Origin of the sequence: Aminobacterium sp. MB27-C1, assembly GCF_030908405.1 — a bacterium.
Taxonomy (GTDB): domain Bacteria; phylum Synergistota; class Synergistia; order Synergistales; family Aminobacteriaceae; genus Aminobacterium.
Genome location: NZ_CP133089.1, coordinates 1,009,891 through 1,034,917, shown reverse-complemented (window position 1 = coordinate 1,034,917; position 25,027 = coordinate 1,009,891). Strand labels below are relative to the sequence as shown.

The 25,027-nt window shown below is 40.5% G+C and carries 25 protein-coding genes; 3 read left to right on the top strand and 22 right to left on the bottom strand.

Annotated features, from left to right (window positions below; translation table 11 throughout):
* Positions 1-21 precede the first annotated feature (21 nt).
* From mtnA to RBH88_RS04955, 8 genes are all read right to left on the bottom strand, one after another.
* Positions 22-1,026 (bottom strand): S-methyl-5-thioribose-1-phosphate isomerase, encoded by a 1,005-nt coding sequence (mtnA, locus tag RBH88_RS04990; protein WP_213701116.1) that lies wholly within the window; start codon positions 1,024-1,026, stop codon positions 22-24.
* A gap of 5 nt (positions 1,027-1,031) precedes the next feature.
* A complete protein-coding gene (xseA, locus tag RBH88_RS04985) occupies positions 1,032-2,255 on the bottom strand; it encodes an exodeoxyribonuclease VII large subunit (RefSeq protein ID WP_213690176.1) in 1,224 nt (407 codons plus the stop codon).
* Positions 2,221-2,700 (bottom strand): transcription antitermination factor NusB, encoded by a 480-nt coding sequence (nusB, locus tag RBH88_RS04980; RefSeq protein ID WP_374047598.1) that lies wholly within the window; start codon positions 2,698-2,700, stop codon positions 2,221-2,223. Before nusB ends, xseA begins: the two co-directional genes overlap by 35 nt.
* Positions 2,701-3,189 carry a hypothetical protein gene (locus RBH88_RS04975; protein WP_213690178.1) on the bottom strand — a complete coding sequence of 163 codons (489 nt, stop codon included), beginning with the start codon at positions 3,187-3,189 and terminating at the stop codon, positions 2,701-2,703.
* 76 nt (positions 3,190-3,265) lie between these two features.
* Positions 3,266-3,814, bottom strand: coding sequence for an Asp23/Gls24 family envelope stress response protein (locus RBH88_RS04970; RefSeq protein WP_213690179.1), 549 nt, complete (start codon positions 3,812-3,814; stop codon positions 3,266-3,268).
* Positions 3,815-3,834: 20 nt separating this feature from the next.
* Positions 3,835-4,257 (bottom strand): CD1247 N-terminal domain-containing protein, encoded by a 423-nt coding sequence (locus RBH88_RS04965; protein WP_213690180.1) that lies wholly within the window; start codon positions 4,255-4,257, stop codon positions 3,835-3,837.
* Between the two features lie 21 nt (positions 4,258-4,278).
* Positions 4,279-4,851 (bottom strand): elongation factor P, encoded by a 573-nt coding sequence (efp, locus tag RBH88_RS04960; protein WP_213690181.1) that lies wholly within the window; start codon positions 4,849-4,851, stop codon positions 4,279-4,281.
* A gap of 104 nt (positions 4,852-4,955) precedes the next feature.
* A complete protein-coding gene (locus RBH88_RS04955) occupies positions 4,956-6,128 on the bottom strand; it encodes an HD-GYP domain-containing protein (protein ID WP_213690182.1) in 1,173 nt (390 codons plus the stop codon).
* A gap of 164 nt (positions 6,129-6,292) precedes the next feature.
* On the opposite strand from RBH88_RS04955, the gene RBH88_RS04950 reads away from it, so the two are divergent.
* Positions 6,293-7,333, top strand: a complete 1,041-nt coding sequence (locus RBH88_RS04950) for a histidinol-phosphate transaminase (RefSeq protein ID WP_213690183.1) — start codon at positions 6,293-6,295, stop codon at positions 7,331-7,333.
* An 18-nt stretch (positions 7,334-7,351) separates the two neighbouring features.
* Positions 7,352-7,666 (top strand): YerC/YecD family TrpR-related protein, encoded by a 315-nt coding sequence (locus RBH88_RS04945; RefSeq protein ID WP_213690184.1) that lies wholly within the window; start codon positions 7,352-7,354, stop codon positions 7,664-7,666.
* 65 nt (positions 7,667-7,731) lie between these two features.
* Here RBH88_RS04945 and nth read toward each other — a convergent pair whose 3' ends face one another.
* Genes nth through RBH88_RS04920 form a run of 5 tightly spaced genes read right to left on the bottom strand, consistent with a single transcriptional unit; the run spans position 7,732 to position 15,006 of the window.
* Positions 7,732-8,466 (bottom strand): endonuclease III, encoded by a 735-nt coding sequence (nth, locus tag RBH88_RS04940; RefSeq protein WP_307880019.1) that lies wholly within the window; start codon positions 8,464-8,466, stop codon positions 7,732-7,734.
* Positions 8,441-10,882 (bottom strand): Lon protease family protein, encoded by a 2,442-nt coding sequence (locus tag RBH88_RS04935; protein ID WP_213690185.1) that lies wholly within the window; start codon positions 10,880-10,882, stop codon positions 8,441-8,443. Before RBH88_RS04935 ends, nth begins: the two co-directional genes overlap by 26 nt.
* Positions 10,869-11,927, bottom strand: a complete 1,059-nt coding sequence (mnmA, locus tag RBH88_RS04930; protein WP_213699387.1) for a tRNA 2-thiouridine(34) synthase MnmA — start codon at positions 11,925-11,927, stop codon at positions 10,869-10,871. The genes RBH88_RS04935 and mnmA overlap by 14 nt, the downstream gene beginning before the upstream one ends.
* Positions 11,928-11,938: 11 nt before the next feature.
* Positions 11,939-14,470 carry a cation-translocating P-type ATPase gene (locus RBH88_RS04925; RefSeq protein ID WP_213690187.1) on the bottom strand — a complete coding sequence of 844 codons (2,532 nt, stop codon included), beginning with the start codon at positions 14,468-14,470 and terminating at the stop codon, positions 11,939-11,941.
* Positions 14,470-15,006 carry a cob(I)yrinic acid a,c-diamide adenosyltransferase gene (locus RBH88_RS04920; protein WP_213690188.1) on the bottom strand — a complete coding sequence of 179 codons (537 nt, stop codon included), beginning with the start codon at positions 15,004-15,006 and terminating at the stop codon, positions 14,470-14,472. Before RBH88_RS04920 ends, RBH88_RS04925 begins: the two co-directional genes overlap by 1 nt.
* 85 nt (positions 15,007-15,091) lie before the next feature.
* Here RBH88_RS04920 and hypF point away from each other — a divergent pair, with 85 nt between their 5' ends.
* Positions 15,092-17,368, top strand: a complete 2,277-nt coding sequence (gene hypF, locus RBH88_RS04915) for a carbamoyltransferase HypF (protein WP_307880018.1) — start codon at positions 15,092-15,094, stop codon at positions 17,366-17,368.
* 39 nt (positions 17,369-17,407) lie between these two features.
* Here the strand turns inward: hypF and glpX are convergent, their stop codons facing one another.
* Genes glpX through tmk form a run of 9 tightly spaced genes read right to left on the bottom strand, consistent with a single transcriptional unit; the run spans position 17,408 to position 25,026 of the window.
* The gene (gene glpX, locus RBH88_RS04910; protein ID WP_213690190.1) at positions 17,408-18,406 is read right to left on the bottom strand and encodes a class II fructose-bisphosphatase; all 999 of its coding nucleotides are present in this window, start codon (positions 18,404-18,406) and stop codon (positions 17,408-17,410) included.
* 39 nt (positions 18,407-18,445) lie between these two features.
* On the bottom strand, positions 18,446-19,747 hold the full coding sequence (gene purB, locus RBH88_RS04905) for an adenylosuccinate lyase (protein ID WP_213701073.1): 1,302 nt from the start codon (positions 19,745-19,747) through the stop codon (positions 18,446-18,448).
* The gene (locus RBH88_RS04900) at positions 19,744-20,277 is read right to left on the bottom strand and encodes a DUF4416 family protein (RefSeq protein ID WP_213690192.1); all 534 of its coding nucleotides are present in this window, start codon (positions 20,275-20,277) and stop codon (positions 19,744-19,746) included. The genes purB and RBH88_RS04900 overlap by 4 nt, the downstream gene beginning before the upstream one ends.
* Positions 20,274-21,071 carry a hypothetical protein gene (locus tag RBH88_RS04895; protein WP_213690193.1) on the bottom strand — a complete coding sequence of 266 codons (798 nt, stop codon included), beginning with the start codon at positions 21,069-21,071 and terminating at the stop codon, positions 20,274-20,276. Before RBH88_RS04895 ends, RBH88_RS04900 begins: the two co-directional genes overlap by 4 nt.
* Positions 21,061-21,993 carry a signal recognition particle-docking protein FtsY gene (gene ftsY / locus RBH88_RS04890; RefSeq protein ID WP_213690194.1) on the bottom strand — a complete coding sequence of 311 codons (933 nt, stop codon included), beginning with the start codon at positions 21,991-21,993 and terminating at the stop codon, positions 21,061-21,063. The genes RBH88_RS04895 and ftsY overlap by 11 nt, the downstream gene beginning before the upstream one ends.
* 23 nt (positions 21,994-22,016) lie before the next feature.
* The gene (locus RBH88_RS04885; RefSeq protein WP_213690232.1) at positions 22,017-23,264 is read right to left on the bottom strand and encodes a regulatory iron-sulfur-containing complex subunit RicT; all 1,248 of its coding nucleotides are present in this window, start codon (positions 23,262-23,264) and stop codon (positions 22,017-22,019) included.
* The gene (locus tag RBH88_RS04880; RefSeq protein WP_213690195.1) at positions 23,242-24,009 is read right to left on the bottom strand and encodes a DNA polymerase III subunit delta'; all 768 of its coding nucleotides are present in this window, start codon (positions 24,007-24,009) and stop codon (positions 23,242-23,244) included. Before RBH88_RS04880 ends, RBH88_RS04885 begins: the two co-directional genes overlap by 23 nt.
* Positions 23,985-24,419, bottom strand: a complete 435-nt coding sequence (locus RBH88_RS04875; protein WP_307880017.1) for a DUF327 family protein — start codon at positions 24,417-24,419, stop codon at positions 23,985-23,987. The genes RBH88_RS04880 and RBH88_RS04875 overlap by 25 nt, the downstream gene beginning before the upstream one ends.
* Positions 24,397-25,026: a dTMP kinase gene (tmk, locus tag RBH88_RS04870; RefSeq protein WP_213690197.1), complete on the bottom strand. Its 630-nt coding sequence runs from the start codon at positions 25,024-25,026 to the stop codon at positions 24,397-24,399. Before tmk ends, RBH88_RS04875 begins: the two co-directional genes overlap by 23 nt.
* Position 25,027 lies beyond the last annotated feature (1 nt).

Genomic DNA, 25,027 nt, shown 5'->3' with positions numbered 1-25,027 from the left:
AAAATTCCTCCCTTTACATATCTAGATAGTCTTTATTTTTTTAAGAAAAGGTGGGTAAAGCACTCCCTTTTCCGTTATTATTGCCGTTATTAATGAGTGCGGAGTAACGTCAAAGGCAGGGTTCCATACCGGAAAGGATTCAGGAATCAAAGGATGACCAGTAGGTTCTCTGACCTCTTTGCCATTTCGCTGCTCTATCTCAATATAAGAACCATCTTTAGCTTCTTTATCTATCGTAGATATTGGGGCCACCACATAAAAGGGCACTAAATGAAACTTCGCTAAAACCGCAAGAGAATAGGTTCCAATCTTATTGGCAGTATCACCATTAAGAGCTATTCTATCCGCTCCGACCAAAACGGCAGAGATATGTTCTTTTTTCATGAGAGCTCCTGCCATATTGTCACATATGACAGTTACATCAAAACCATCTTCAATAAGTTCCCATGCAGTAAGACGCGCTCCTTGAAAAACAGGGCGTGTTTCATCCGCATAAATTTTAATATTTTTACCTTCTTCTCTTGCCGCACGAACAACACCGAGAGCTGTTCCATATCCTGCTGTAGCCAACGCTCCAGCATTACAATGGGTCAAAACTATAGAATTCTCAGGAAGTAAACTTTGTCCCCAATGCCCTATATGACGATTTATTTCAATATCTTCTTCAAGAATAGAATAGGCCTCTTTTATCATTTCAGAATAAAGAGATTGGCCTTCCGATAGATTTACTATATTTTCCATACGCTTAAGTGCCCAAAAAAGATTTACAGCAGTAGGCCTTGTTTGGGCCAACCGCCTAATAGCCTTATCAGCTTCTTGCTTGCCATTTTTAGACGCTAGAGCTACACCAAAAGCAGCAGCTACTCCGATAGCCGGAGCTCCACGAACAACCATACTCTCTATAGCTTTAGCAACATCCTCAAAAGTAGAACAGGAGACAAAAGTTACATCCCAAGGAAGACATCTTTGGTCTAAAATGCGAACTTTCTTTTTCTCTTCATCCCAACTTACTGGATTAGGCAACATTGATTTCACTCACTTTCCCCTGTTTTTGTAATTTTTTCAACACGTACTTTTGACTGTCCGTCTATGAAAGAGAGTGTAAGCCTTTCATTTAACTCTAGTTGGTCAACAGAAGTGACTACTTCCCCACCTTCTTTGGTACAGCTAATAAATCCTCGAGAGAGAATTGAGAGAGGGGAAAGTGCATTAAGTGCTCCTGCGACAGAGGAAAGAGCACTTTTCTTTTCTTCAAATCTTGACTTCATCAAAAGATTCATATGTCGTCTTCTTTCGGTCAGACTTTTGGCGGTTATTTCTATATTTTTAAAAGAGAACGTTTTAAGAAGTTGTTCAATTTGGATCAAATGTTCATTTTTTTTGTCTATGCTTTGAAAACAAGCTTTTATAATAGATTGCGAATAGTGGTTAACTTGCCTAGATAAATCACGATAATCAGGAAAGAGACGTTCTGCTGCAGCAGAGGGCGTTGAAGCAGAAACATCTGCTGCATAATCGCTTAGCGTAACATCAATTTCGTGACCTACACCAGTTACAACCGGGAAGGGACACATACGAATGGCTCTCACGACTCGCTCATCATCGAAAGGAGTGAGATCATCGCGACTTCCCCCTCCGCGAACAAGCATTACAGCATCAATATCACCATATGTACGGATTTGCGAAAAAGCTGCAAAAATTTCCTCCGGGGCGTCATACCCTTGCACTAAACAAGGCACAATTATAAGAGAACACTGAGGAAACCTGTTACGGGAAACCTTTACAACGTCTCTTATAGCCGCCCCTGTTGCTGACGTTATCACTGCTACTTTCTGAGGGAAAGGTGGAAGTTTTCTTTTTAACCGGGGATCAAACAGTCCTTCTTTTTCAAGTCTGATTCGTAGTTCCTCTCGTGCTCGTGCGGCTGCACCAACACCTAAAGGCGTCAACCGTCGAACATAAAGCTGATATGAACCTCGCGGAGGGTAAAGTCCAACTCGCCCTTCGGCGAGTACTTCATCTCCTTTACGAGGCCACAGAGGAACTCGCATAGCATCAGATTTGAAAAGGACACAGGCTAAACGTCCCTCATCGCCTGTTAAAGTAAAATAAACATGCCCACTTGTATGTCTCTTTATTTCGACTATCTCACCAACAACTACAAGATTTTGAAGTACCGGATCTGAAAAAAGTAATCCTTGAATACGGTTTGTAACCTCATCAACTGTGAGTCTGGGGAGAGTTGTTCCCTGCATCTTCTTCATCCTTTACCGATGGTGAAAGAGCTCGAACGATTCTACCAAGTACACCATTAACAAAACGACCTGACTCTTCCGTTCCAAAGGCTTTAGCAAGCTCAACGGCTTCCGAAATAGCAACAGGAATGGGAATCATTTGATTAATTATCCCTTCATAAATTGCAAGACGGAGAGCTGCTCTGTCTACAGCAACCATTCGTTCCGGTCTCCATCCTACAACATACTCACGAATAAGGGTGTCAATCTCAAAACGAGAGTTCCACACACCATTGACCAGAGCTGTAGCATAAGAAGCCACATCCGGATCTTCATCAACCTCCGGATAAAAATCAAGAATCTGATCTACTGTTTCGCAATTACGTATATCTAACGCGTATAAAACCTGTAAAGCGATTTCCCTCGATCTACGTCTTTTTTGAGGAAGGATGTTCTTATTCAACATTTACCTCCTGATGATTTTTCTTATGTAATCTATACAACGATCTATCAATTTTTGCCCGTGTTCTGACAGCAAAAATTGCGCAACAACAAAAGTCAAAGCGCCTACTGCAACTGTCCAGAGAATTCCTTTAATTCGCATATGAATCAAGGCGGTTATTCCTGCGGTACAAGCCACCCAAGATAAAGGATTTTGCAGTATTTCTGGAATCTTCTTCTTATCTTTTGTAATTTTCTCTTCTGTCCAAGAAATATGAACGCCTAATCCCAAATCAGCAAAGGACGATTGGAGTTTTTCCTCAACCATCTTCACTTCAAGAGCATTATGGGGTTGAGGCAGAGATAAAACAATATACAACGAATTTTCCATTCTGGAAAGGGCAACTTCTTTGCAAGAATATGAAGGCAAAAGCAATGAATCAATAAATTCTGTCAACCCTTCCCGAGATAAACGAATACTGCCAAGGGTTGTATTTTTCCAAAACAGATACATCGCAAACCACCCCCGGGATTAAGACAGGCCGGCACAAATGAGGCCGGCCTTCCCTATCACACAATATAACCAAACGCTATTTAGACTCTGCGTCGGCTTCAGTTTCAGATCCTGTTTCAGTTACACTCACAACCTGTTCTTTCACAACATTCTTATCTGTATCAGCGTTTACTGACTGCACAGAACGTTCATGAAAAAATACTCCTTGCACATTAACATTTACTGCTTTAACTGTATATCCGGTATATTGCTCAAGATTATTCTTCACAGCTTCTTGAAGATCCCAAGCTATATCTGGAATACGCAAACCATATTTCACTAAAACGAAAACATCAACAGTAATTTGAGGTGGATTAATATTTTCTTCTACAGAAACTTTGATCCCATCAATAGCCTTACGGCCTACCAACCCTAACTTAGAAACAAGTCCCGGACTTGCCGGCTGTACTCCTGGGACAAGAGTCAATGTTTTTCGGGCCAGCTCTGTGATGACATCTTCTGCTATGTGAACATTCCCCTGAACAGAACGCTCTTCTGTTACTTCCTGTTCGTCCCTCACAGGCTCCCCCATCTCAAAATCCTGATCTTGAGATTCAAGGTTCAGGTCTTCACGAACGTCATCCATCACTAGACCTCCTTTTCTAATTACTCTTCTGTAGGTTGAGCGAAGGTTTCCCCACAATCGGGACACTGAAGAGATTCGTCTTCACCGTATACTTCTGGCTGATAATAAAAAATGTGTCCGCATTTTGGGCAAGCAACTGACTCGTATGTTTCATCAAAATCAGCTTCTTCATCCTCGTCTGTTTCGTCAAAATCTTCGCCTACATATTCAGCAAAGGATCTCTCGAGAGAATCGAGATCTTCGTCTAGAAGGGAAAAATCATCAGCAAGCTCCTCATAAAGGTCCTGCTGCTCTTCTATGATATCAGCCTGTTCCTCTACTTCTTCTGCAAGAGCCTCTAAAGCTTCAGTAACAGACTTAAACGCTTTAGCTGTCGTTTCATCCTGAATGTCAAGCCCTGCCAATAAGCCTTTCAGGTATGCTATTTTTTCTTTTGCGCTCATAGTTCGACCCTCCTGGATTCCTTATTTTTTAGCCCGTTCGAGATATTCCCCCGAACGAGTATCAACTACTACAGTATCTCCTACGTTTACAAAAATAGGTACGGTAATAGTAATGCCTGTCTCTAACGTTGCTGGTTTTCCACTACTGGAAACAGTGTCCCCCTTATAACCGGGAGGGGTATCTATAACTTTTAATTCTACGCTCTTGGGAAGTTCTACCCCCATCACGCGCCCTTCATAATATTCAAGTTGAACTTCTAAATTATCGGTCAGGTAGTTAACAACATCACCTAAAACATCTTTATGAATATAGAGCTGGTCGTAGCTTTCCATATCCATAAAAACGTAACTGTCACCCTCCTGATAAAGGAACTGCGCAGCTTTATCATCGAAAATTACTCGCTCAAATTTTTCGCCAGAACGGAAAGTTGTTTCTACAATAGATCCATTCTCTATATTCTTCAGCTTCGTACGAATTACTGCGCCACCACGCCCCATTTTGTGGTGTTGGTATTCTACTACTTCCCAAATACCCTCCTGCCACTTCATTTTTATACCGGAATAAAAATCAGTGGTGTCAATAACTTGACTCATACATTTCTTACCTCCTACTAAAATTAGCGCTTCTAAAATACATGCTGTAAGAATACAGCATAATTGCTCTAGATGCAAAGAGTGAGAGGTAAAAACACCTCCATTTAACCTTTGTATTTTTTATATATATATCCGGCATGTGATGCCGTTGCGCTTTCTATTTTTATATCCTTTTTTGAAAGTTCCGCTACTGGCTTCTTATCTATATTATCCCACACCTGACGTATATAAAGAGACGGGTTTCCATTTAAATCAATTATTCCGTCTTGAATTTCTTCATTTTCAATAAGACAAATACGAGGTTGAAAAATATTATTTATTCCTGTCGAAAGAACGATTGCTTTCTTGTTATTTGAAAGCTCAACAAAGCTTCCTGGCGGGTAGAGTCCTAAAGAAGAAACAATTCCTCTTACAATGAAGGGATCATAAGAAGAACTAACATGCATCACTACCTTCGATAATCGTTGCGAGTATGTGTTGCTTTCTTCTTCCAAAGAACAAAAACTATTGGCTACAGCCACAATCCGAGCGAGCAACGGAATTTTTTCATTCTTTATTCTATCAGGATGCCCCGAACCATCCCATTTTTCATGATGGGCCCGAACTCCATAAAGAATATTCTCATTCTCCACTCCAGCTTCTCGAAGCATACTTTCTCCGAGAATAGGGTGATTCATTTTACATTCCTCAGATTCGCAATCTTTATAGAGGATCTTCCCAATATCGTGAAATAAACCTGTAATAACTGCATTTTCCGCCGTTTCTCTCCAATATGGGAAAATTTGCTTGGCAATATAACCACTTAACAATGCTACATTGAGTAAGTGAGAAAAAAGCTGTTTTTCCTCGTGATCAGTTTCTGTCAAAGATAACGTTATAGATGATGTTTCATATATTTCTTCAACAAGAGAGGCCCCCATATTAATAAATGTTGTAATTCCTTCTTTTCTAAGACGTTTATTCTTTATGTTTTGTGCAAAAGCAGCGAATTGGTAAAAGACAACTTCGGCAAAACGAGAATTGATAATACGAATTGGAGGCAAAAGTTCAGGAAGTACATGAGAAAAAGACTCCAGTGAGGGCGTAATACTCTTTACTCTGACCCATTCAATTCCATGACGTTTTAAATCTTCTTCTATTCCAGGCTTCAACTCAAAAAGACGCTTTAACTCCGTTCCTTTAGAAACAAGAACCATGTCTTTCGCCAAAACATCTTCTATAATAATTCCTTCTGTATCTTTAAGTTCTGATATGGGTACTTTTCTTATTTTCTTCATAGGCCCCCATTATCCTTTTCTCTTCTTTAATAATTATTCACTTTCTTATATATTACACTAAATCCTATCTGTTGACAGGTATTTCTAGCCATGTTAGACTGCATTATAAATCGATAAGTTTTACACTCTAATTAGTTGAAGTTAAGAAGAAGTGAGGCATACAAATGTTAACACACATTAACCCCAAAATACGCCTTGATAAAAATGAAAATCCCTTTCAGCTTCCTCAATCTCTGAAAGAAGAAATTTTTTCTGTTCTTACAGATGTGGAGTTGAATAGATATCCAGACCCAGGGTATAGTGACATTAAAAAACAACTCAGCTACTTTACCGGTTTCCCTACAAAGAGTTACATTTTAGGTAACGGAGGAGATGAAGTTTTATGGTTGCTTTTTGCTGCATATGTTAAACCAGGGGCAAAAGTACTCACTTTCTCGCCATCTTTTTCGGAATACGCCCATTTATGCCGTGTTTATGGAGCTGAACACATTACTGTGCCCATAACATTTACTGAAAAGGATTGTTTTTTCAACACAGAACTCTTTCTAGATACTTTAAGAAGAGAAAAACCTGTTTTAGTTCTTATAGACACGCCCAACAACCCTACTGGACAGACATTGCCTTGCTTGTTCTTACAAGAGGTTATCGAACAAAACATAGGGATTACAGTTATAGATGAAGCCTATGGAGAGTTTGCTAATGAGACGTTCTTAGAATCTCTTCAAGCAAATAATATTCCTGCCCGCACAGTTATCCTCAAAACACTTTCTAAAGCGTGGGGACTAGCAGGAATTCGTTTTGGATATGGGATTTGTAACTCTGATGTAGCACATACTCTCAATACAATAAAAAGTCCCTTTAATATCAATCAGCTTACAGCAGCTATAGTTAATATAGTATTGAAATACCCAGGTTTGATTCAAGAACGTAAGAAATCAATTCAAGACAATCGTGAATCATTTATACGCCAATGTAATATGCTCCCCTCAATACATGCGTATTCAAGTGATGCAAATTTTGTATTAGTACATATTCATGAAGAGAAAAAAATTATTCAATCATTATTTGAAGAAAATGACATTGCAATCAAATTTTTTAAAATACCGGATATGGGAGGCAGTTGGATCAGAGTTTCAATTGGTCTCTCAGGTGAGATGGACAAGGTTTATAGTTGCCTTTCTCAACTATCAAAACGTTTCGAATAACGAGGAGGTATGGCGTTTATGGTAGAAAAATGGAAGGATCAATTAACTGATCAGCTTTGCAAAGCTTTATTGTCGTTGAATTCAGTGGAAGAAATGTACGGTTTTCTTGAAGACGTAGCGACTATTGGGGAAATACGAGCTCTGGCACAGCGCCTAGAAGTTGCAAGATTGCTTGATGGAGGGTACACATATCCTCAGATTGCGCAACAAACAGGTGCTAGTACTGCAACAATAAGCAGGGTTAAGAAATTCCTTGAATACGGTGCTGACGGGTATAGAATCGTTTTAGCCAACCTCAAGAAATTAGAAGACGACAAAGCACAGGAAGATTAATTTTTGCAATAAATTTTGATACTAAAAACGAAGGAGGCAGCCTTTAGAAGCTGCCTCCTTTTTCTTCATTCCATATTTTTAGCAAACATGCACAAATCACGAACAGCACAATGAGAACATTGAGGTTGTCTCGCAAGACATATATTTCGGCCATGAGTAATAATGTTGACATGCCCACCTAAAAACCGGCTTTCTGGAACTACTTTTTCAAGCATTGTCTCAATTTCTTCTGGCTTACATCGTTCATGGGCCCAGCCAATTCTTTTTGAAAAGCGCTGTATGTGCGTATCAACAGGAAAAGCGGGAAAACTCAAATCAAAGAGTAAGACACATGCAATTGTTTTAGCTCCCACTCCAGGCAGTCTAGAAAGAAAATATCTGGCCTCCTCAGAGCTTTTATCTCGTAATGCCTTTATTGAATATGAGCCAAAAGAAGCCTTTACAGCCTCAAGAATGTCTTTCATTCGTTTAGATTTGATGTCAGATAATCCCGCTACACGAATGGATTCTTTTATATCCTCTGTTGCTGCCTGAGCAACACCCTCCCATGTAGGGTAAATCCTTTTCAGATTGTTATACGCCCGATCTCTGTTCTTATCATTTGTATTCTGCGATAAAAGAGTAAGGATCAACCCGTCAAGAGGTTCCTCATGCCAAAGGTTTGGAGGGTCCTTCTCCATATTCCAACACTCTTCAAGACGATCTAGTACCTCCGCAACATGTGATGCGTTTGGAAGAGAGTCACAGATGTCTTTTCTCGACAAAGTTTCAACGTTATTCTTTTTTTGCATTTTGCTCATTTTCAGAAGACACACCATATTTTTTCTTAAGTTTTGCAGCTTTTTCCATCCAAGATTCAAGCTGTTTTTTTACAAGGAAATGAATGCTATCTTCGGGATACACACCATTTTCATCTGGAATTCCAGCTTGTTTCCCCGTTAGAATTTCAATTCCCTGATCAATGCTACTTACTGCCCAAATATGGAACTGTCCTTCTTCCACCGCATCCAGCACTTCCTGATTAAGCATGAGATGAATAATATTTTGTGCAGGGATCATAACACCTTGAGTTCCTGTCAGGCCTCGGAACTTACAATAGCGGAAAAATCCTTCAATCTTTTCGTTAGCACCGCCAATAGCCTGAACATTACCAAATTGATCTACTGACCCTGTCACAGCTATATCCTGGCGCAATGGAATGCCTGAAAGAGCAGATAGTAAACAATAAAGTTCCGTTGAAGAAGCACTGTCTCCATCAATTTCACCATACGTTTGCTCAAAAGCAATTCGTGCTGAAAGCGAAAGGGGCATATCCTGAGCATACTTTCTTCCAAGATAACTAGAAAGGATAAGAAGCCCCTTATTATGAATAGGGCCTGTCAACTTGACTTCTCGTTCTATGTTGACGACTCCTTCTTGCCCCATATAGACATTAGATGTTATACGGGAAGGGTGACCAAACATATAGTCTCGCAAATCTATGACCGAAAGAGCGTTGATCTGTCCAACCACTGCTCCTTCTGTCTGGATAGTAATGACTCCTTCTTCGTATGCTCGCTGAATGCGCTCCTGAATAAGATTAGTACGGAACCTTTTTTCTTCGATTGCTTTATAGACATGGCGAGCTTCTATAAGACTGACATTTTCCGATTTGGCCCACGCAGTGGCCTCAACAATAATTTCTATAATTTTATTAAACTCCGTAGTTATTCGATTCTGATGTTCGGCTAGACGGCTTGCCCACTCTATAACTTCAGCTACAGCCTCCACAGAAAACGGAATTTTCCCTTCTCTTCGAACAAAACCACAAATAAACTGTGCCATCTGTTGCTCCGCTTCAGGAGTACGAGGCATATCTCTGTCAAAATCAGCCTTGATTTTGAACATTTTAAGAAATTCTGGATCATAGTACTGCAACAAAGCATATAGAAGGGGTGTTCCAACCATAACAACCTTCACATTGATAGGAATAGGTTGGGGCCTGAGAGAAGAAACCGGAATAGCTCCGTACTGTTCACCTAAATTTTCTATTGTTGCCTCTCCCGTTCTTAATGCCCGTTTTAGAGCCTCCCATGACATGAAGTTTAAAAGCACTTTTTCTGCATCAAGAATGAGGTACCCCCCATTAGCTTTTTGGAAAGCACCGCTTACTATCTTATGAAAATCTGTATAAAGATATCCTTGTCTACTTTCATATTCCACTTTTCCTGTCAAATTGTAATAAGTGGGGTTTGTTTCCCAAATGACAGGAGCTCCATCTTCTGGATCGTTTGCAACAAAGACATTGATAGTATATCGATTAAAATCGATATCGGCAGAATCATCCTTAGCCGCAGCTACAAATATATTAAAGTTACTAATAATATCTTCTGCTAACGAATCTATCCATTTGCAAAGCACTTCTGTTGTTCCATATTTTTCTTTAATATCTTGAAGATATGGAGTAATAGCTGTTCGGCAAATTTCTTCTTCGAGCTTTCCTATCTCTTCCTTAAGAGCTTTTTCAAGATCTCGAATCTTTCTCAAAGTATCAAGTGTTCTCTGAGATATTTCTTCAGATTTTTCTTGCAGCGCTTTCTGCTTTTCCTCAGAAAGCGCCTCAAATTCCTCTTGCTGCAACTCTCTTTTCGTCGTTTCGCCTTCTTCGCTTGTCTCCTCAATAAGAGGAATATTAACAAAACCCTGTGGCGTTCTTTTTAATGAAAAGTCTTTCTCCGTCGCCCAGGCCCGAACATCTTCCATAAGCGTATTAACCTGCTCTTGAAAGTTTTTAACAAGTTGTGCTTTGGCATCTTCATACTGGCTTTTTTCAAAAGCCTTGCTTATGGCTACTTTGAGCTCTCCCAATAACTCGTTAAAGGCTGCGCCCATCTCTTTGCCTTTTCCTGCAGGTAAATTGATCGCAAGAGGACGACTCGGATCATCAAAGTTATAGACATAAATCCAGTCATCAGGTGCTGCTTTTTCTTTGGCAGATTCGCGAAGACGTTCAAGAGAATAGGTGGTTCTACCGCTTCCAGGATTTCCCAAAACAAATATATTGTATCCTTTGCTATCAACAGCTAAGCCAAAGGAAATTGCTCGTACTGCCCGTTCTTGTCCAATAAACTTTTCAAGACACTCTATCTCTTCCGTTGTCTTAAAGGAAAGAGCGCTAATATCAGTTCTTTTTCTCAACTTTTCTAGAGGCAATTTGTACATATTATTCACTGACATGGGGCACCTCCTCTGATGAAATAATAATTCCACCACCACATACAATATTTTTATTATACAAAACTAAAGATTGTCCTGGAGCCACAACTGGTCCTCCCTTTTCTAAAGATCGAACTTCGAAAAACTCTTCAGTCTGCCTTTCTAAAACTACAGGGAATGGATGAGTTCGATATCTGTGCTCCGCCATATAAACTGTTTCATTATTCATTGTGCAATGGAAAACAGGATTTTGGCAACGTATTCGCAATAAAGATATATCGTTGTTACGGGAAACATGTAAAACATTTTTCTTCATATCTTTAGCTATAACAAACCAAGGTCCGTTAGGCAATCCCAACCCTTTACGTTGCCCTATAGTATAACGCCAAAGACCTTGATGTTCGCCAATTGTTCTTCCCTTTTCATCAACTATAGAACCAGATCTGCATGTTCGACGGTCTAAACGACCCATTAAAAAATCAGCCAACCCTTGGGGAGCAAAACACACGTCCTGACTTTCTTGTTTCTGAACAATCCACGAAGGAAAACTTTGTTTCGCTAATTCTCGAACATCCGTCTTTCGCAAAGACCCTAATGGGAAGATAATAAAAGGCAACCATTCTTGAGGAAGACGATATAACATATAACTTTGATCTTTTCTCTCATCAACTCCGCGCGAGATGCAATATTTATCGCCATTCTTCACTATTTGCGCATAATGACCCGTTGCTACATACGGAATCCCTCTCTCTTTTGCAACAGAGAAAAGAAGTTTGAACTTTACAGAAGGATTACATAATACGCAGGGATTGGGAGTTCGCCCTTCCTGATATTCAGAAAGGATCTCAGTTATGACATTGTTTGAAAAAAAATTCCTTCCATCAAAAATCTCAAAATCAATGTTCAGCTTCTGAGCAAGCTCTTTCGCTTGTTGTTGCGCACTAGAATCATCTGGCCCCGAAAGAGTTAAAAAGAGGCCGGTTATATCGTATCCTTCTTTTTTGAGAAGTAAGGATGTAACGGCACTATCAATACCGCCACTCATGCCTACAAGTACCTTTTTCACCATAATATCACCTAGAATTTAACGACTAACTTGCGAATTTGAGCAATCATAGTAGGGATAAGAGCTGCACAAATCACAATCCCCCACTCCTCTATATTAAGAGGAACTATACGCAGAACCTCTTGGAAAAGAGGTATATAGGTAATTACACACTGTAACGCGCCTGAAAAACAAATTCCTGCCAAAAGCCATTTATTTTGCCAAAGTTGAGACGGATACTGCACAAAACTATGTTTTCTTACACTTAAAACGAAAAACAGCTGAGCTAACACTAAAGTATGAAAACTCATCTCTGTTGCTCGCACAAAGTCTTCTTTATGATACCAAAGAGACCAGTAATACGCTGCAAAAACACCCATTGTAATAAGAAGTCCATAAAAAATTATTTCTTTTTTATGTTGTCGGGTAATAATATCCTCGCTTCTGCTTTTTGGCTTTCGATACATTATATCCGGCTCGGCACTATCAAGAGATAAAGCCAACGCTGGCACAACATCTGTTACCAAATTAATCCATAAAATCTGAAGAGGGATAAGGAGAGCTGGCAACTTCAACAAAATACCTAAAAAAACAGTTAAAACCTCACTCAAATTGCAACAAAGCAAGAAAAGGATGGCCTTCCTAATGTTATCAAAAATACGCCGGCCTTCTTTAACGGCCTCTACTATAGTATTAAATCGATCATCTTGCAAAATAATATCAGATGCTTCTTTGCTTACTTCGGTTCCCTGTATCCCCATTGCTACACCGACATCAGCTTGTTTTAAGGCCACTGCATCATTGACTCCGTCTCCCGTCATAGCAACAACTTCTCCCGCTTTTTGAAGCCCTCTGACAATTTTAAGTTTGTGTTCTGGTGCAACCCTGGCCACAACAGATATTTTTCGGGACCTAGCTGCTAGTTCTTCCTCTGATATTTGTTCAAGTTCACTTCCCACAAGAGCAGAAGATCTTTCATCTTTTGAAATTCCGATCTCACGTGCAATAGCCTGTGCAGTGGAAAGATGGTCTCCCGTAATCATAATAACGTGTATTCCCGCTTGATGGCAAAGAGCAACAGCTTCAGGAACTTCCTCCCGAGGTGGATCATCTATTCCAGCAACTCCTAAAAAGATAAGGTCATCGAGAGATTTGCCCCAAGCAAATGCAATCGTCCTCATGCCTCGAGAAGCAAGTCCGTAAATTTCTCTATTCCATTTTTCGCGCATCTCACCAGAGATAGATTGTATCCCTTTCTCTGTAAAGATTTGCTTAACATCTTCAAGGATGCGCTCCGGAGCTCCTTTAACGGCAACTCCCGTTTTGTGCCACGTAACCATTCTCATTGTCTCTGAATCGAAAGGTTCTTCTTTAATACGAGGCAAAATTTTTCGCAACGAAAGTGCCTCTTCACCTGCATAGCGCAAAAGAGCCACTTCCATGGGATCTCCTATGCCTTTATCATCAGAAAGCACTGCATCATTACAAAGAACTGCCGTCTGTAAAAAAATGGATCGGGCACTAGGATGAGACAGAGCAATTTCCCGAACAGTCATATTATTCATGGTAAGTGTTCCCGTTTTATCTGTACAAATAACAGTTGTCGATCCCAGTGTCTCGACTGAAGCCAAATTACGAACAAGTGCGTTTACTTTAGCCATTCTATGCACACCAAGGGCTAATGTCATGGTAGCAACAAAGGGCAAACCTTCAGGCACAGCGGCTACGGCCAGAGCTATGCCCGTTTCAAGCATTCTAATAAAATCTCTGCCTTGTATCATGCCTATTCCAATAACAAGAAAAGCAACACCTAAAGTCACCCAGATAAGAAATTGACTGAAAGCAGCCAAACGTTCTTCTAAAGGAGTAGATTGTACATTGACATGTTGAAGCATTTTCCCGATGCGCCCTATTTCCGTCTCCATTCCTGTATGGGCGACAACCGCCTGTGCTGTTCCTTTCACAACGCTTGTTCCAGCATAGACAGAATTTTTGCGGTCAGCAAGAAGCGTCTTTGCTGGTAAAGGGTTTGTATCTTTTTCAACAGGCAGAGACTCTCCAGTAAGGGTCGCTTCGTTCACCATAAAATTTGAAATTTTAAAAAGGCGTCCATCTGCAGGAACCACATCTCCTGCCTCAAGTAACAAAATATCTCCTGGAACTACATCCATAGAGGAAATTTGAGCAACAACTCCATTTCTCAAGACGCGACAATGAGGGGATGTCATGGATTTCAAGGCTTGCAAAGCCCTTTCTGCTCTATACTCAGTCAGAAATCCTATAATTCCATTTATTGTTATAACAGCTATAATGGCACTTCCATCTAGATTCTCTCTCATCAAGAAGCTTATAATAGCCGCTACTGACAGCAAATAAACCATAGGAGTTGTAAATTGGCGGAAGAATATTTTCCACCAAGGAATAACCTCTGTCTCTTCTAAAATATTTCTTCCATATTTTTCTAAGGCCGCAGTAGCCTCTTCCGTTGAAAATCCTTCTTGAAGACGAGCTCCAAATTCTTTTTCCATTTCCTCAATAGGTACGGCATATGGAAGAATTTTCATCAGTAATCAAAACCTTTTCGACCAAGTATTCCTTTTGTGTATGGATGACGAATTTCTTTCATCTCTGTAATCAAATCAGCATAGGGAAGCAAATCTTTAGGAGGATTTCGCCCGGTAAGAACTAATTCTACATGTGATGAACGTTTCTGTAGAAGCGAGATAACATCTTTCAATTCAATAAGCTCATAATCAAGCGCAACGTTAATTTCGTCAAGAATCACAAGATCAAAAAGTCCTTTTTCTACCCATTCTCTTGCAATTACAAGACCACGATGCGCTTCGTCAATATCGATCTGTAGAGGAGCTTTTTTATCGACAAAATCGGGACGTCCCGTCTGAATAAGCTTTATTTCAGGAAAACGGGATAAACTGGTGAGCTCTCCATATTGAGGCCACCCTTTCATGAACTGAATAATTCCGACCTTCATCTTCCACCCAACAGCTCGAATAGCCAAACCTAAAGCTGCTGTGGTTTTGCCTTTTCCGTTTCCCATATAAATATGGACCAACCGTAATTTTTCATTATTTTCATTCATGGAGTACTCGTCTCCTTTATCTCTTATAAGCTCTTGTAGTAGAGCTTACTATGTTTTAAAATGCCTTGTGAACGGAGGTTTGTCAATGCTCAATATCGCGACCTTTCTTGTAACAGGAATAGTTCAAGGAGTAGGATTCCGCCCTTTTTGTGCTCGACTTGCAGAAGAAATGGGACTAGGTGGTTCTGTTAAAAATACTTCTGACGGTGTCGTTATAAAGCTTAAGGGATCTATCGAGCAAATACAGAAGTATATCTCTCGACTACAAGAAGAGAAACCAGACGCCTCGCATATCTCATCAATAGAATATATTTCTCAAGAAACAAGCACAGCGGAAACAACGGAAAGTTTTATCATAGAGAAAAGTCTTCGGCTAGAACACCAGCGGGTGCTTATTCCGCCAGATATCGCCACATGTGACGATTGTCTTCGTGAAATGAGAGACCCTGAAAATCGAAGATATAGACATCCATTTATAAACTGTACGAACTGTGGCCCCCGATACACAATTATACAAGATTTACCTTATGACAGGCCGTTAACAACGATGAGTCACTTTACAATGTGTGATACGTGCACGGGGGAATATACAACATCTTCAAATCGCCGTTATCACGCCCAACCCAACGCATGCTTCGACTGTGGTCCATCGCTATGGCTTACAGACCATATAAACACCACTCTTGCACAAGGTGAAGAAGCTCTTTTAAAATGCTGCTCATTTTTGAAAGAAGGCAAGACAGCTGCTATCAAGGGATTAGGCGGCTTCCATCTCGCCTGCGACCCTTTCAATGATGAGGCTGTGAGGCGAATGAGAGAGCGAAAAAACAGAAAGGATAAGCCTTTTGCTCTTATGGTCGCTAATGTACGAGTAGCCAAGCAATTGGTTCATCTTACGAACACCGCTGAAAAAATTCTCACATCATCAAAAAGACCTATCGTACTTTGCCCTATAAGAAAAAACACGCGGCTCTCTCCCCTCGTCGCTCCACAACAAAACACATTGGGTATCATGCTTCCATACACACCTCTTCACCACTTGTTGTTCGAAAAATTTGATGCTCTTATTATGACAAGTGCCAATATGAGCGATGCTCCTATTATTTCAAAAAATGATGATGCACTTTCATCATTATCTGGCCTCGCAGACATATTTCTCATGCATAACAGAGATATTCATATGGCCATAGACGATTCTGTAATCGCATCGCAAGGGCGAGATTACATTCTCATACGCAGAGCGAGGGGATTTGTTCCCATTCCTCTCACTGCCCTTAATAAAGGACCTGTCATATTAGCAGCTGGAGCAGAAATGAAGTCAACCTTTACTTTGACCCAGGATCGAACTATATTTCCAGGGCAATATCTAGGTGATTTGAAACAAATAGGAACAGTCGAATATTACAAACGAGCGTTACGCCATTTCCTTAAGCTTTACAATTTACACCCGCAATATCTCGTTTATGATCTTCATCCTCAGTATCTTTCTGGTTACTTGGCCAAAGATATAGTTAAAGAAACATTTAAAGAAACTTTGGGAGTTCAACATCATTATGCCCATATGGCTGCTTGCCTTCTCGAAAATCGTTTTGAAGAACCTGCAATAGGGGCCATTTTCGATGGAACAGGCTACGGTGAAGATGGAACAATCTGGGGTGGCGAGTTTCTTATCGGTGATCTCATGCACTATCAAAGAAAAGGTTCACTCCTTCCTTGTAACCTTCCTGGAGGAGAAAAAGCCGTTTTGGAACCGTGGCGATACGGATTGGCGCTCTTGGCACATACGATAGGAAAAGAAGAGGCTCTATCGTTAGGTTCTTCTATTTGGCCAGAAATGAAGAATCGCTTGCAGAGTCAGTTAATTATTATGGACGAATCACCAGTCACAACTTCATGTGGACGGTTTTTCGATGGGATATCGGCCCTTCTCGGATTTTGCACGGAAATTACATACGACGGGCAAGCAGCTATGGAGCTTGAATCTCAATCATACGGGAGCGGGAGTGCTCCTTTTAAAATTTTCGAAAAAGAAGGATTCCTTTATCTGGATTGGCGTCCAATGGTTAAATGGATGATGAGCAATCGTTCGTTACATTCAAAAAAAGTTCTTGCCGCTGCTTTCCATGGAGGCATAGCCTATTGGACAGCTGAAATGTGCCAATTATTATCCCAAAAGACTGGAATTAAACATGTAGCTCTTTCTGGAGGAGTATGGCAAAACAAAAGGCTTCTTGCCTTAACTGTCTCATATCTTAAGCAAAGAGGTCTAAAACCACTTACCCACCATTTACTCTCTCCTAATGATGAAAATATTTCTGTCGGACAGGCAGCTTTAGGTTTGGCCCGATGGGGAGAAAAATAAGAGAGGTCGCTTTCAAAAAGCGACCTCTCTTTCTTAATTTTATGCTTCACATTCAGGAGCGTAATCGATACCACTGATCGTACATAATTTTTTAGGATGATGTACAGCCTCTATATAGCGTACCGTTCCGCTTTTCGAACGCATAACCATTGAAAAAGTACGAATACGCCGGCCTTCATAACGAACACCTTTAAGAAAATCTCCATCTGTTACGCCGGTAGCAGCGAAAAAGACATTGTCACCCTTAACAAGATCATCAAGAGTAAGTACAGCGTCGAGATCAAGTCCTAAAGCTCTGCTCTCTTCTGCTTCCTTTTCATCTCTCGTCCAAAGTTTACATTGCATATTTCCACCAAGACATTTGATGGCACAGGCAGTAATGACTGCTTCAGGAGATCCACCTATTCCCACAAGAAGATCGGCTCCACCTTGCTCCTTGCATGTAAGGAGAGCGCCTGCTACATCTCCATCAGGAATCATCTTTATGCGTGCCCCTATTTGACGAATTCGAGTTTTAACTTCATCATGTCGTGGACGGTCTAGCACAACGACAGTAACATCACCGACAGATTTGGATTTCTTTTCAGCCACTCTCTTAATATTATCTTCTATAGGTGCTTCTATATCAATAACGTCGGCTGCATCAGGCCCCGTAGCAAGCTTGTTCATATAAAAGATATTTTTGGGATTATACATTGTCCCCTTTTCAGAAAGAGCCACTACGCTGATTGCACCAGGAAGTCCCATTGCCGTTAAGCGTGTGCCGTCAATTGGATCTACAGCTATATCGACCTCAGGGGAGACCCCTGTTCCCAAACGTTCCCCATTAAAAAGCATGGGAGCCTCGTCTTTTTCTCCCTCGCCTATGACAACTACGCCATCCATAGCAATAGTGTTAAGCATATAACGCATCGCAGTAACAGCCGCTCCGTCAGCAGCGTTTTTATCGCCCCGCCCCATCCAACGGCCAGCAGCCATTGCCGCTGCCTCTGTTCCGCGAACAAGTTCAAGAGCCAGATTACGTTCTGGAACTGACATTGTTTATCCTCCTATTAATTTCTATTCTGAATCTAAAATCTAAGACATCTGATGAAATCTTAAAAAGATTTCATCCACAGCGCTAAAATAGTAATCCAAATTAAAGAGGCTGTCGAGTTCTTCCTTAGAAAGATATTTATTTACCCGCTCATCATTCCAAAGAAGTTCGGCAAAGCTTCCTTCTCCATGCCAACATTTCATAGCATTCTCCTGGACGACAGCGTAAGCATCTTCTCGGCTCAAACCAAATTTCTCTACAAGTTCAAGCAAAACTCTCTGGCTAAAAACTAGTCCTTTAGTTTTATGTAGATTGGCCAACATATTTTCAGGCTGAATGTCCAAGCCTTCTACGATCTTTGACATTTTCTGAAGCATATATGTAATAAGATGGAATGCGTCTGGCCAAATAATTCTTTCTACAGAAGAGTGACTAATATCTCGTTCATGCCATAAAGCAATGTTTTCCATAGCTGTTGAAGCATATCCTCGTAGCAAACGAGCCATTCCTGCCAAACGTTCGCAAAGAATCGGGTTTCTCTTGTGAGGCATGGCTGAAGATCCTTTTTGTTTCTTCCCAAAAGGTTCAAGGGCTTCAAGTACCTCAGTTCTCTGAAGATGACGAATTTCAACGGACATTCTCTCTATTCCCGCACCAAGAAGGGCAATGGCATTCATAACATGAGCATGGCGATCTCTCTGAAGAATCTGAGTGGAAATAGCAGCTGGTTCAAGACCAAGCAACGAACAAACCCGTTTCTCTATGCGTGTAGGACAGTGAGCGTAGGTACCTACAGCTCCAGAAATTTTGCCATAGCTTATTTGTCTCTTTGCTTCTTCAATTCTCTCCCGATCTCTAAGAAGTTCATAGTACCAATTTAAAAGTTTCAGACCAAAAGTCATTGGTTCAGCATGAATCCCATGAGTACGCCCTACGCAAGGTGTATATTTATGGGCATCCGCTTGCTTTAATATAAGAGATGAAAGTGTGTCTAGTTCTGTCAAGACAACGTCTAAAGATTCTTTTAAAAGAAGCGACGATGCGGTATCAAGAACATCACTACTTGTTAAGCCCAAATGGATGAAACGACCGCTGGGACCAACCTTTTCAGCTACAGCTGAAACAAAAGCAATCATGTCGTGATGAACTTGATTTTCTATCTCATAAATTCTTTCAATATCAAAGTCAGCTTTGGCTTCAATATCCTTTAAAGCTTCTTCTGAAATAAGCCCATCTTCGGTCCAAGCTTTACACACGGCGAGTTCGACCTTGAGCCATGTTTCATACTTGTTTTGGTCTGACCATATTTTTTTCATAGAAGGCGTTTCGTATCTCTCTATCATGAGTTCTGTCTCCTCTCAGCCATTTCTTTTCCCCATGAGTTTTTGACCGCTGATAAAAATGTATCATAACGACCACTGGCAAAATCAGGGAAAGTATAATCGAATGATACCCACTTTTTAAAGCGGTACCTCATTGTCACTTCTGCAAAAATTCCATCAGATATATAAATACGATGAGCATGATCTTTCGTTGAAGCCAAGACGAGGCGAGCTCCATTAATATATCCAGGATCAATATTTACTGAGCGAACATTTACACCGTTCTCTACCCTGTAACTTCCTTCTTCGATGTGGCAACTTTCTTTCTTCCAGCGAACCAAGTCACCCCCATCACGAAGTCCTTTAAATGAAATAAACTGCCTATACAGAGTGGGCGCAATGTCATGATAATAATTGGTTATGTCAAATAGATGAGGTTCACTTATACATTCAGGTTCTCCCCACATTTCTGAAACCTTTTCTATTACCCATAATCGCCAATACTCATCAGGATAAAGAACGCCCGTTATCAATTTGACCGGATAGGTCATTTTGAGGCCTCCTTCATTTTTTTAAAACAAAGATACCCTAAAATTTTTTCATCCCAGACACATGTCAGATAATCATCTGCACCTAAAAGATCAATAGGAGACGGTTGAATGCCATCTACCTGGTGAATTTCATAGCCATCTCTGCGCATCTTTTGTGCCCAGGCTTTTCCTACAGCAGCCCACCAAACCATATCTTCTGCTGCAGACAAATCACTGGTAACTTCATCAATTAAATATATATCAGCAAGAAGAGGTTCGAAATAAAAAACCCGCTTCTCATTTTCGTCCGCGTTAATTTCAAGAAGTCTATCCTCTCGCTGCAAGGCATCTGAGACGCGTTTCAATGAAAAATCTTCCAAGGAAAAACTTTCCTGAGCTTTAGCATTCAATATCACCTTATGATCTTTCATAGTCAAAAGAGGCAGAGGGATATTCCACCAAAGTGGGAAATCCTCGTCCTCACCACATCTGTATTTAACTTCTTCAAAGGTGGTAATATATGTTTCTTTTTCAGCTGTGATACAAAGCATTCTCTCCGAATTCTTCATTCTGGAAGGAAGGTTAGTTCTTGTATTAGCACCTTTTTCTGCAAAGAGGAAAAGTTTTGAAATAGAAGTATCTTTTTCACTTTTATGCAAAAAAGCAACAATATCTTCTTGGCGAAAAATATGATATTTCTTCTTCTTTTCCAAAACTACATATTGCAGCGAGTAAAAAAAGAGAACTCGCATTAACTCTGAAATCGGAGAAGAGAATGTCAGTTTGCCTAAGAGTTCGTCACTATCAGGCTTCATCGCCATTTTTCTCCAATAGCGCCTGTACGAATTCTCGCGGTTCAAACAACCGTAAATCGTCGACACCCTCTCCTAGACCAATATATCGAATGGGAAGTCCCAATTTATGAGCAATCGCAAGAATGACTCCGCCCTTCGCTGTATTATCATATTTTGACAATACAACGCCATCTAAAGTTAATGCTTTATTAAAAGTCTCAGCCTGAGCAAAGCCATTTTGTCCCATAACTGCATCTAAAACAAGAAGGTTTTCAATAGAATCCCGACCGACTTCTCTTTCAAGAACTCGTACAACTTTAATGAGTTCTTCCATGAGATTATGTTTTGAATGAAGACGGCCCGCTGTATCAATGATTACAACATCGGCATTGGATGCCTTGGCAGATTGAAGGGCATCGTAGGCAACTGCGGCAGAGTCACTACCCTGTTGTTGTGCTACAACGCGACTTCCAGTTCTATCTCCCCACACTTTCAGCTGTTCTATAGCTCCAGCCCTAAATGTATCAGCTGCTCCCAAAACAACTTTTTTCCCTTGCCTATGAAATTGTTCTGCAAGTTTAGCTGCTGTTGTAGTCTTACCACTACCATTAACACCTACAAGAACGATAATCTTCGGTGAAGAATTTATTTCTATCTCCTTGCCCATTCCCTCAATTGCTTCAAGGCGTTCCGTTATATTAGCAATGAAATATTCTGTAAGCTGATCTGGTGTTTTTAAACCTTCGCGTTTCACTGTCTTCTGAAGATCAGCTGTTATTTCTTCTGTCAAGTCGATGCCAACATCACCAGAAATGAGAAGTTCTTCAAAACTCTCCCAAAACTCTTCGTCTATTGTCGATCCTGAAAAAAGAGAAACCAATCCTCCACTCCAACGATTTTTTACTTCTTTCAGGCTATCTTTTAACTTATTCCACAGAGACATCTAGCTACACCTCACACTTTTTCTTATTCTTCTTTGGTTTTATGAACATCGTCACGCTGTTTTTTTCGAGGATAATGCCTTCGAGGTCGTGCACGATCGTCACCAACACGTGGTTTATTCTCCGTGCTTTGTTGTTGTGGCGGTCTCTTTTTCCGTTTTTTCCGTTTTTTATTGCGCGAACTTGCTTCATTTCTTTCTTTCTTAATGTGTTCCTTTTTATCTTCATTGTTTTCTGAAATATCTGAAGACTGCTCATAGCTCTCAGAATCAGTGACAACACTTGCAAGGACACATGTTTCATCTTCAAGGATATACTCTTCTGTTCCTCCCTCATCAACTTCGTCAACTTCCTCTTCATCTAACAAAAGAGGGGGAGTTTCACAAATCGATGCATCCCATGTGTCGCCTCTTAGTACCGTTTCTTTAAAGTTTTCGAACTCCCTTACGGGAACAAGTATTTCTGCTCCCTCTGGAGTTCTTGCTCGAAAAGCTTCATGGGCAAGGTCAACACCTACAATAACAAAGGAACCGTGTGGAGCCTTTATTTTTGAACCGGGATTTGGAAGGTCTTTCCAAAGAGTTTCATACATTTTATGTTCGTAAGCCATGCAGCACATAAGTCGTCCGCAAACACCTGAAATTTTAGTAGGATTCAATGCTAAATTTTGTTCTTTCACCATTTTTATGCAAATTGGATCAAATTTATGAAGCCAATATCCACAGCAACATTCTCTTCCACAAGGGCCTAATCCTCTTACGGTCTTGGCTTCATCTCGCACTCCAATCTGGCGCAACTCAATGCGAGTTTTAAATTCACGAGCAAGATCTCTGACATACGCCCTAAAATCAACTCTTTGATCTGAAGTAAAGTAAAAGAAAAGTTTTTTACGGTCAAGCAAATACTCTACATCTACCAACTTCATGGGAAGGTCATGTTGCGTAAGTAACTCTCTAGCTTTAACAAGAACGGATTCTTCTTCATTTCGCTGGGTCTGGGCCGCTAACATATCTTCAGGTGTTGCAATTCGAATAAAAGAGATATTCTGAAGCATGGGTTCCCCACCCTTAGGTTGCCCATCTGAGAGATCTTCGCAGCATGTATTTCTATAGCGATCCTCTTGCTCTCCAGAAATAGTTCCTCCGGCGACAACGAGTTCAAGTCCTCTCATTGTCTCTGCAACAATGATTTCTCCTTTTTCAGGGTGTACAGTTTCTCCATCTATATTGACCAAACCCAGATATCGCGGTTTACCAAAGATTGTCAAATACATACTCAAAAGAAAAACCCTCCTTGAGTGCTAATAAAATTAAATCAATCATCATTCCTGCCGATAACTTTCGGCTTTCACTTATAAGACGTAATTTATCAATATGCGAGGCCAAAGTAAATTCTTTTGCTTCAAAAGCCCAGGCCTCCCAAGATAAAAGCTGCTTATCCATTTCCTCCGCAGACATAGAAGATGTCCGTTCGAACCATTTCTTCCACTCATTTTCTGAAGTTGGGATTTTTTCCTGTTTTACACTTTCTTCCTCAACAACAGAAAGATTCCAGCATCGGCTTTTTAATGTTGGCAAAAAGTTTTCGGCCTCTCGCATAAAAATGATTGCTCCGCGTTCTGGCGGCTCCTCAACGATCTTCAACAGACTATTCGCTGCAGGAAGAGAGAGCGCATGCGCTGAGTAAATAACGATAAGTCGTCGAGAAGACACAACTGGCGATAAGGAAAGTTCCATTACACCCTCTCTACATTCTTCTATACCAGGCGCTTTCTCCAGTGAGCCAAGTTGTATGAGATCAGGATGCAATTCTTCATGCCAAGATCGGCATGATAGACATTCGCCGCATGCATTCTTATTTTCGCACAAAATATAACGAGCGACTGCCAAAACAATATCATTTTGGTACTGTTTAGGCGCCATCAAAGATAAACTTTGAGGAAAGCTATCTTTTTCTAAAGCTTTTTTCAGTTCAAGCCACATCAGGCTTGATGTTATAAAAGTAGGGAGAGCAGGCATCCCTTAATTTCCTCCATTAATCGGAGAGAACGTGTTCGTTCTCCTTCCCTTAAAAAAACAACAGATAATTCTTGAAGGGCAAACTCTGTTTTTTCCATAAGTACAAATATATTTTTATCATACCGTCTCCAACGAAGATCTTTTTTTAAACGTAAACGACCAGTCGCCCTTTTAAGAAGTTCTCCAACAACATTGCGATAATCTCGCAATATGGTTTCTGAAGGGAAACGTGATAATTTATCGCCAAGAGAATCGAGACGGTTCAGAAGCTCGTGTATTTCTGCCGCTTCCAAAGAATCGTCGAACTTAGGATAATTAACGTCTTCTCTTTGAGATACTCGATGACGTGATGAAGAAAAGGTTCCAAAATCAGTACCTAATTTTCTATCAGAACTCTTTTTTACTTTCACCGAGAAAGTACACCTCCACAGCCTTCCAAATCTGGAGTGAAACGTCTTCTATCGGTTGCGCCCCATCAATACGAATTATACGTTCTGGATATCGTGCTGATAGCTCCTTATAACCAGAACAAACATTTGATAAAAATTTTTGCGTTTCTGACTCTATACGATCCAAGTGCCCTCTAGATCTTTTAATTCTATCCATTGCCAAAGATAAAGGGGTATCGATCCACAAGGTCAAATCTGGATCTGGGAAGTGACACCATGAAAAAAGATCTTCTACCTTTCTTTCTTCTAAACCTCTTCCCCATATTTGATAGGCACGTGTTGAATCAGTATATCGTTCACAGAGAACAATCTGCTTCTTTTCAAGGGCAGGAGCGACAACTTGAGAAACGTGTTCACAGCGATCAAATACAAAAAGCAGCAATTCACTTAACTCATGGTGAAGATCCTTGTCCAAAAGAAGTGTACGTACAAGATCTCCATGGCTCCAGCCTCCAGGTTCTCTGGTCCACACTACAGAAGCATGTTTCTCTTTTTGCAGTTTATCTTTTAAAAGGGCCGCTTGAGTACTTTTACCACATCCATCGATCCCTTCAAGAGTTATGAACATT

Excerpts from the sequence above, each read along its gene's own strand:
- RBH88_RS04900 (WP_213690192.1), bottom strand. The coding sequence starts at position 20,277 with ATGACCTATCCGGTCAAATTGATAACGGGCGTTCTTTATCCTGATGAG.
- hypF (WP_307880018.1), top strand. The coding sequence starts at position 15,092 with ATGCTCAATATCGCGACCTTTCTTGTAACAGGAATAGTTCAAGGAGTA.
- efp (WP_213690181.1), bottom strand. The coding sequence starts at position 4,851 with ATGAGTCAAGTTATTGACACCACTGATTTTTATTCCGGTATAAAAATG.
- tmk (WP_213690197.1), bottom strand. The coding sequence starts at position 25,026 with ATGTTCATAACTCTTGAAGGGATCGATGGATGTGGTAAAAGTACTCAA.
- RBH88_RS04950 (WP_213690183.1), top strand. The coding sequence starts at position 6,293 with ATGTTAACACACATTAACCCCAAAATACGCCTTGATAAAAATGAAAAT.
- RBH88_RS04945 (WP_213690184.1), top strand. The coding sequence starts at position 7,352 with ATGGTAGAAAAATGGAAGGATCAATTAACTGATCAGCTTTGCAAAGCT.
- RBH88_RS04920 (WP_213690188.1), bottom strand. The coding sequence starts at position 15,006 with ATGAATGAAAATAATGAAAAATTACGGTTGGTCCATATTTATATGGGA.
- RBH88_RS04955 (WP_213690182.1), bottom strand. The coding sequence starts at position 6,128 with ATGAAGAAAATAAGAAAAGTACCCATATCAGAACTTAAAGATACAGAA.
- RBH88_RS04935 (WP_213690185.1), bottom strand. The coding sequence starts at position 10,882 with ATGTCAGTGAATAATATGTACAAATTGCCTCTAGAAAAGTTGAGAAAA.
- RBH88_RS04970 (WP_213690179.1), bottom strand. The coding sequence starts at position 3,814 with ATGGATGACGTTCGTGAAGACCTGAACCTTGAATCTCAAGATCAGGAT.
- RBH88_RS04880 (WP_213690195.1), bottom strand. The coding sequence starts at position 24,009 with ATGCCTGCTCTCCCTACTTTTATAACATCAAGCCTGATGTGGCTTGAA.
- RBH88_RS04965 (WP_213690180.1), bottom strand. The coding sequence starts at position 4,257 with ATGAGCGCAAAAGAAAAAATAGCATACCTGAAAGGCTTATTGGCAGGG.
- nusB (WP_374047598.1), bottom strand. The coding sequence starts at position 2,700 with ATGTTGAATAAGAACATCCTTCCTCAAAAAAGACGTAGATCGAGGGAA.
- nth (WP_307880019.1), bottom strand. The coding sequence starts at position 8,466 with ATGAGCAAAATGCAAAAAAAGAATAACGTTGAAACTTTGTCGAGAAAA.
- RBH88_RS04895 (WP_213690193.1), bottom strand. The coding sequence starts at position 21,071 with ATGAAGCCTGATAGTGACGAACTCTTAGGCAAACTGACATTCTCTTCT.
- purB (WP_213701073.1), bottom strand. The coding sequence starts at position 19,747 with ATGATAGAGAGATACGAAACGCCTTCTATGAAAAAAATATGGTCAGAC.
- RBH88_RS04975 (WP_213690178.1), bottom strand. The coding sequence starts at position 3,189 with ATGTATCTGTTTTGGAAAAATACAACCCTTGGCAGTATTCGTTTATCT.
- ftsY (WP_213690194.1), bottom strand. The coding sequence starts at position 21,993 with ATGTCTCTGTGGAATAAGTTAAAAGATAGCCTGAAAGAAGTAAAAAAT.
- RBH88_RS04885 (WP_213690232.1), bottom strand. The coding sequence starts at position 23,264 with ATGTATTTGACAATCTTTGGTAAACCGCGATATCTGGGTTTGGTCAAT.
- glpX (WP_213690190.1), bottom strand. The coding sequence starts at position 18,406 with ATGTCAGTTCCAGAACGTAATCTGGCTCTTGAACTTGTTCGCGGAACA.
- RBH88_RS04925 (WP_213690187.1), bottom strand. The coding sequence starts at position 14,470 with ATGAAAATTCTTCCATATGCCGTACCTATTGAGGAAATGGAAAAAGAA.
- xseA (WP_213690176.1), bottom strand. The coding sequence starts at position 2,255 with ATGCAGGGAACAACTCTCCCCAGACTCACAGTTGATGAGGTTACAAAC.
- mtnA (WP_213701116.1), bottom strand. The coding sequence starts at position 1,026 with ATGTTGCCTAATCCAGTAAGTTGGGATGAAGAGAAAAAGAAAGTTCGC.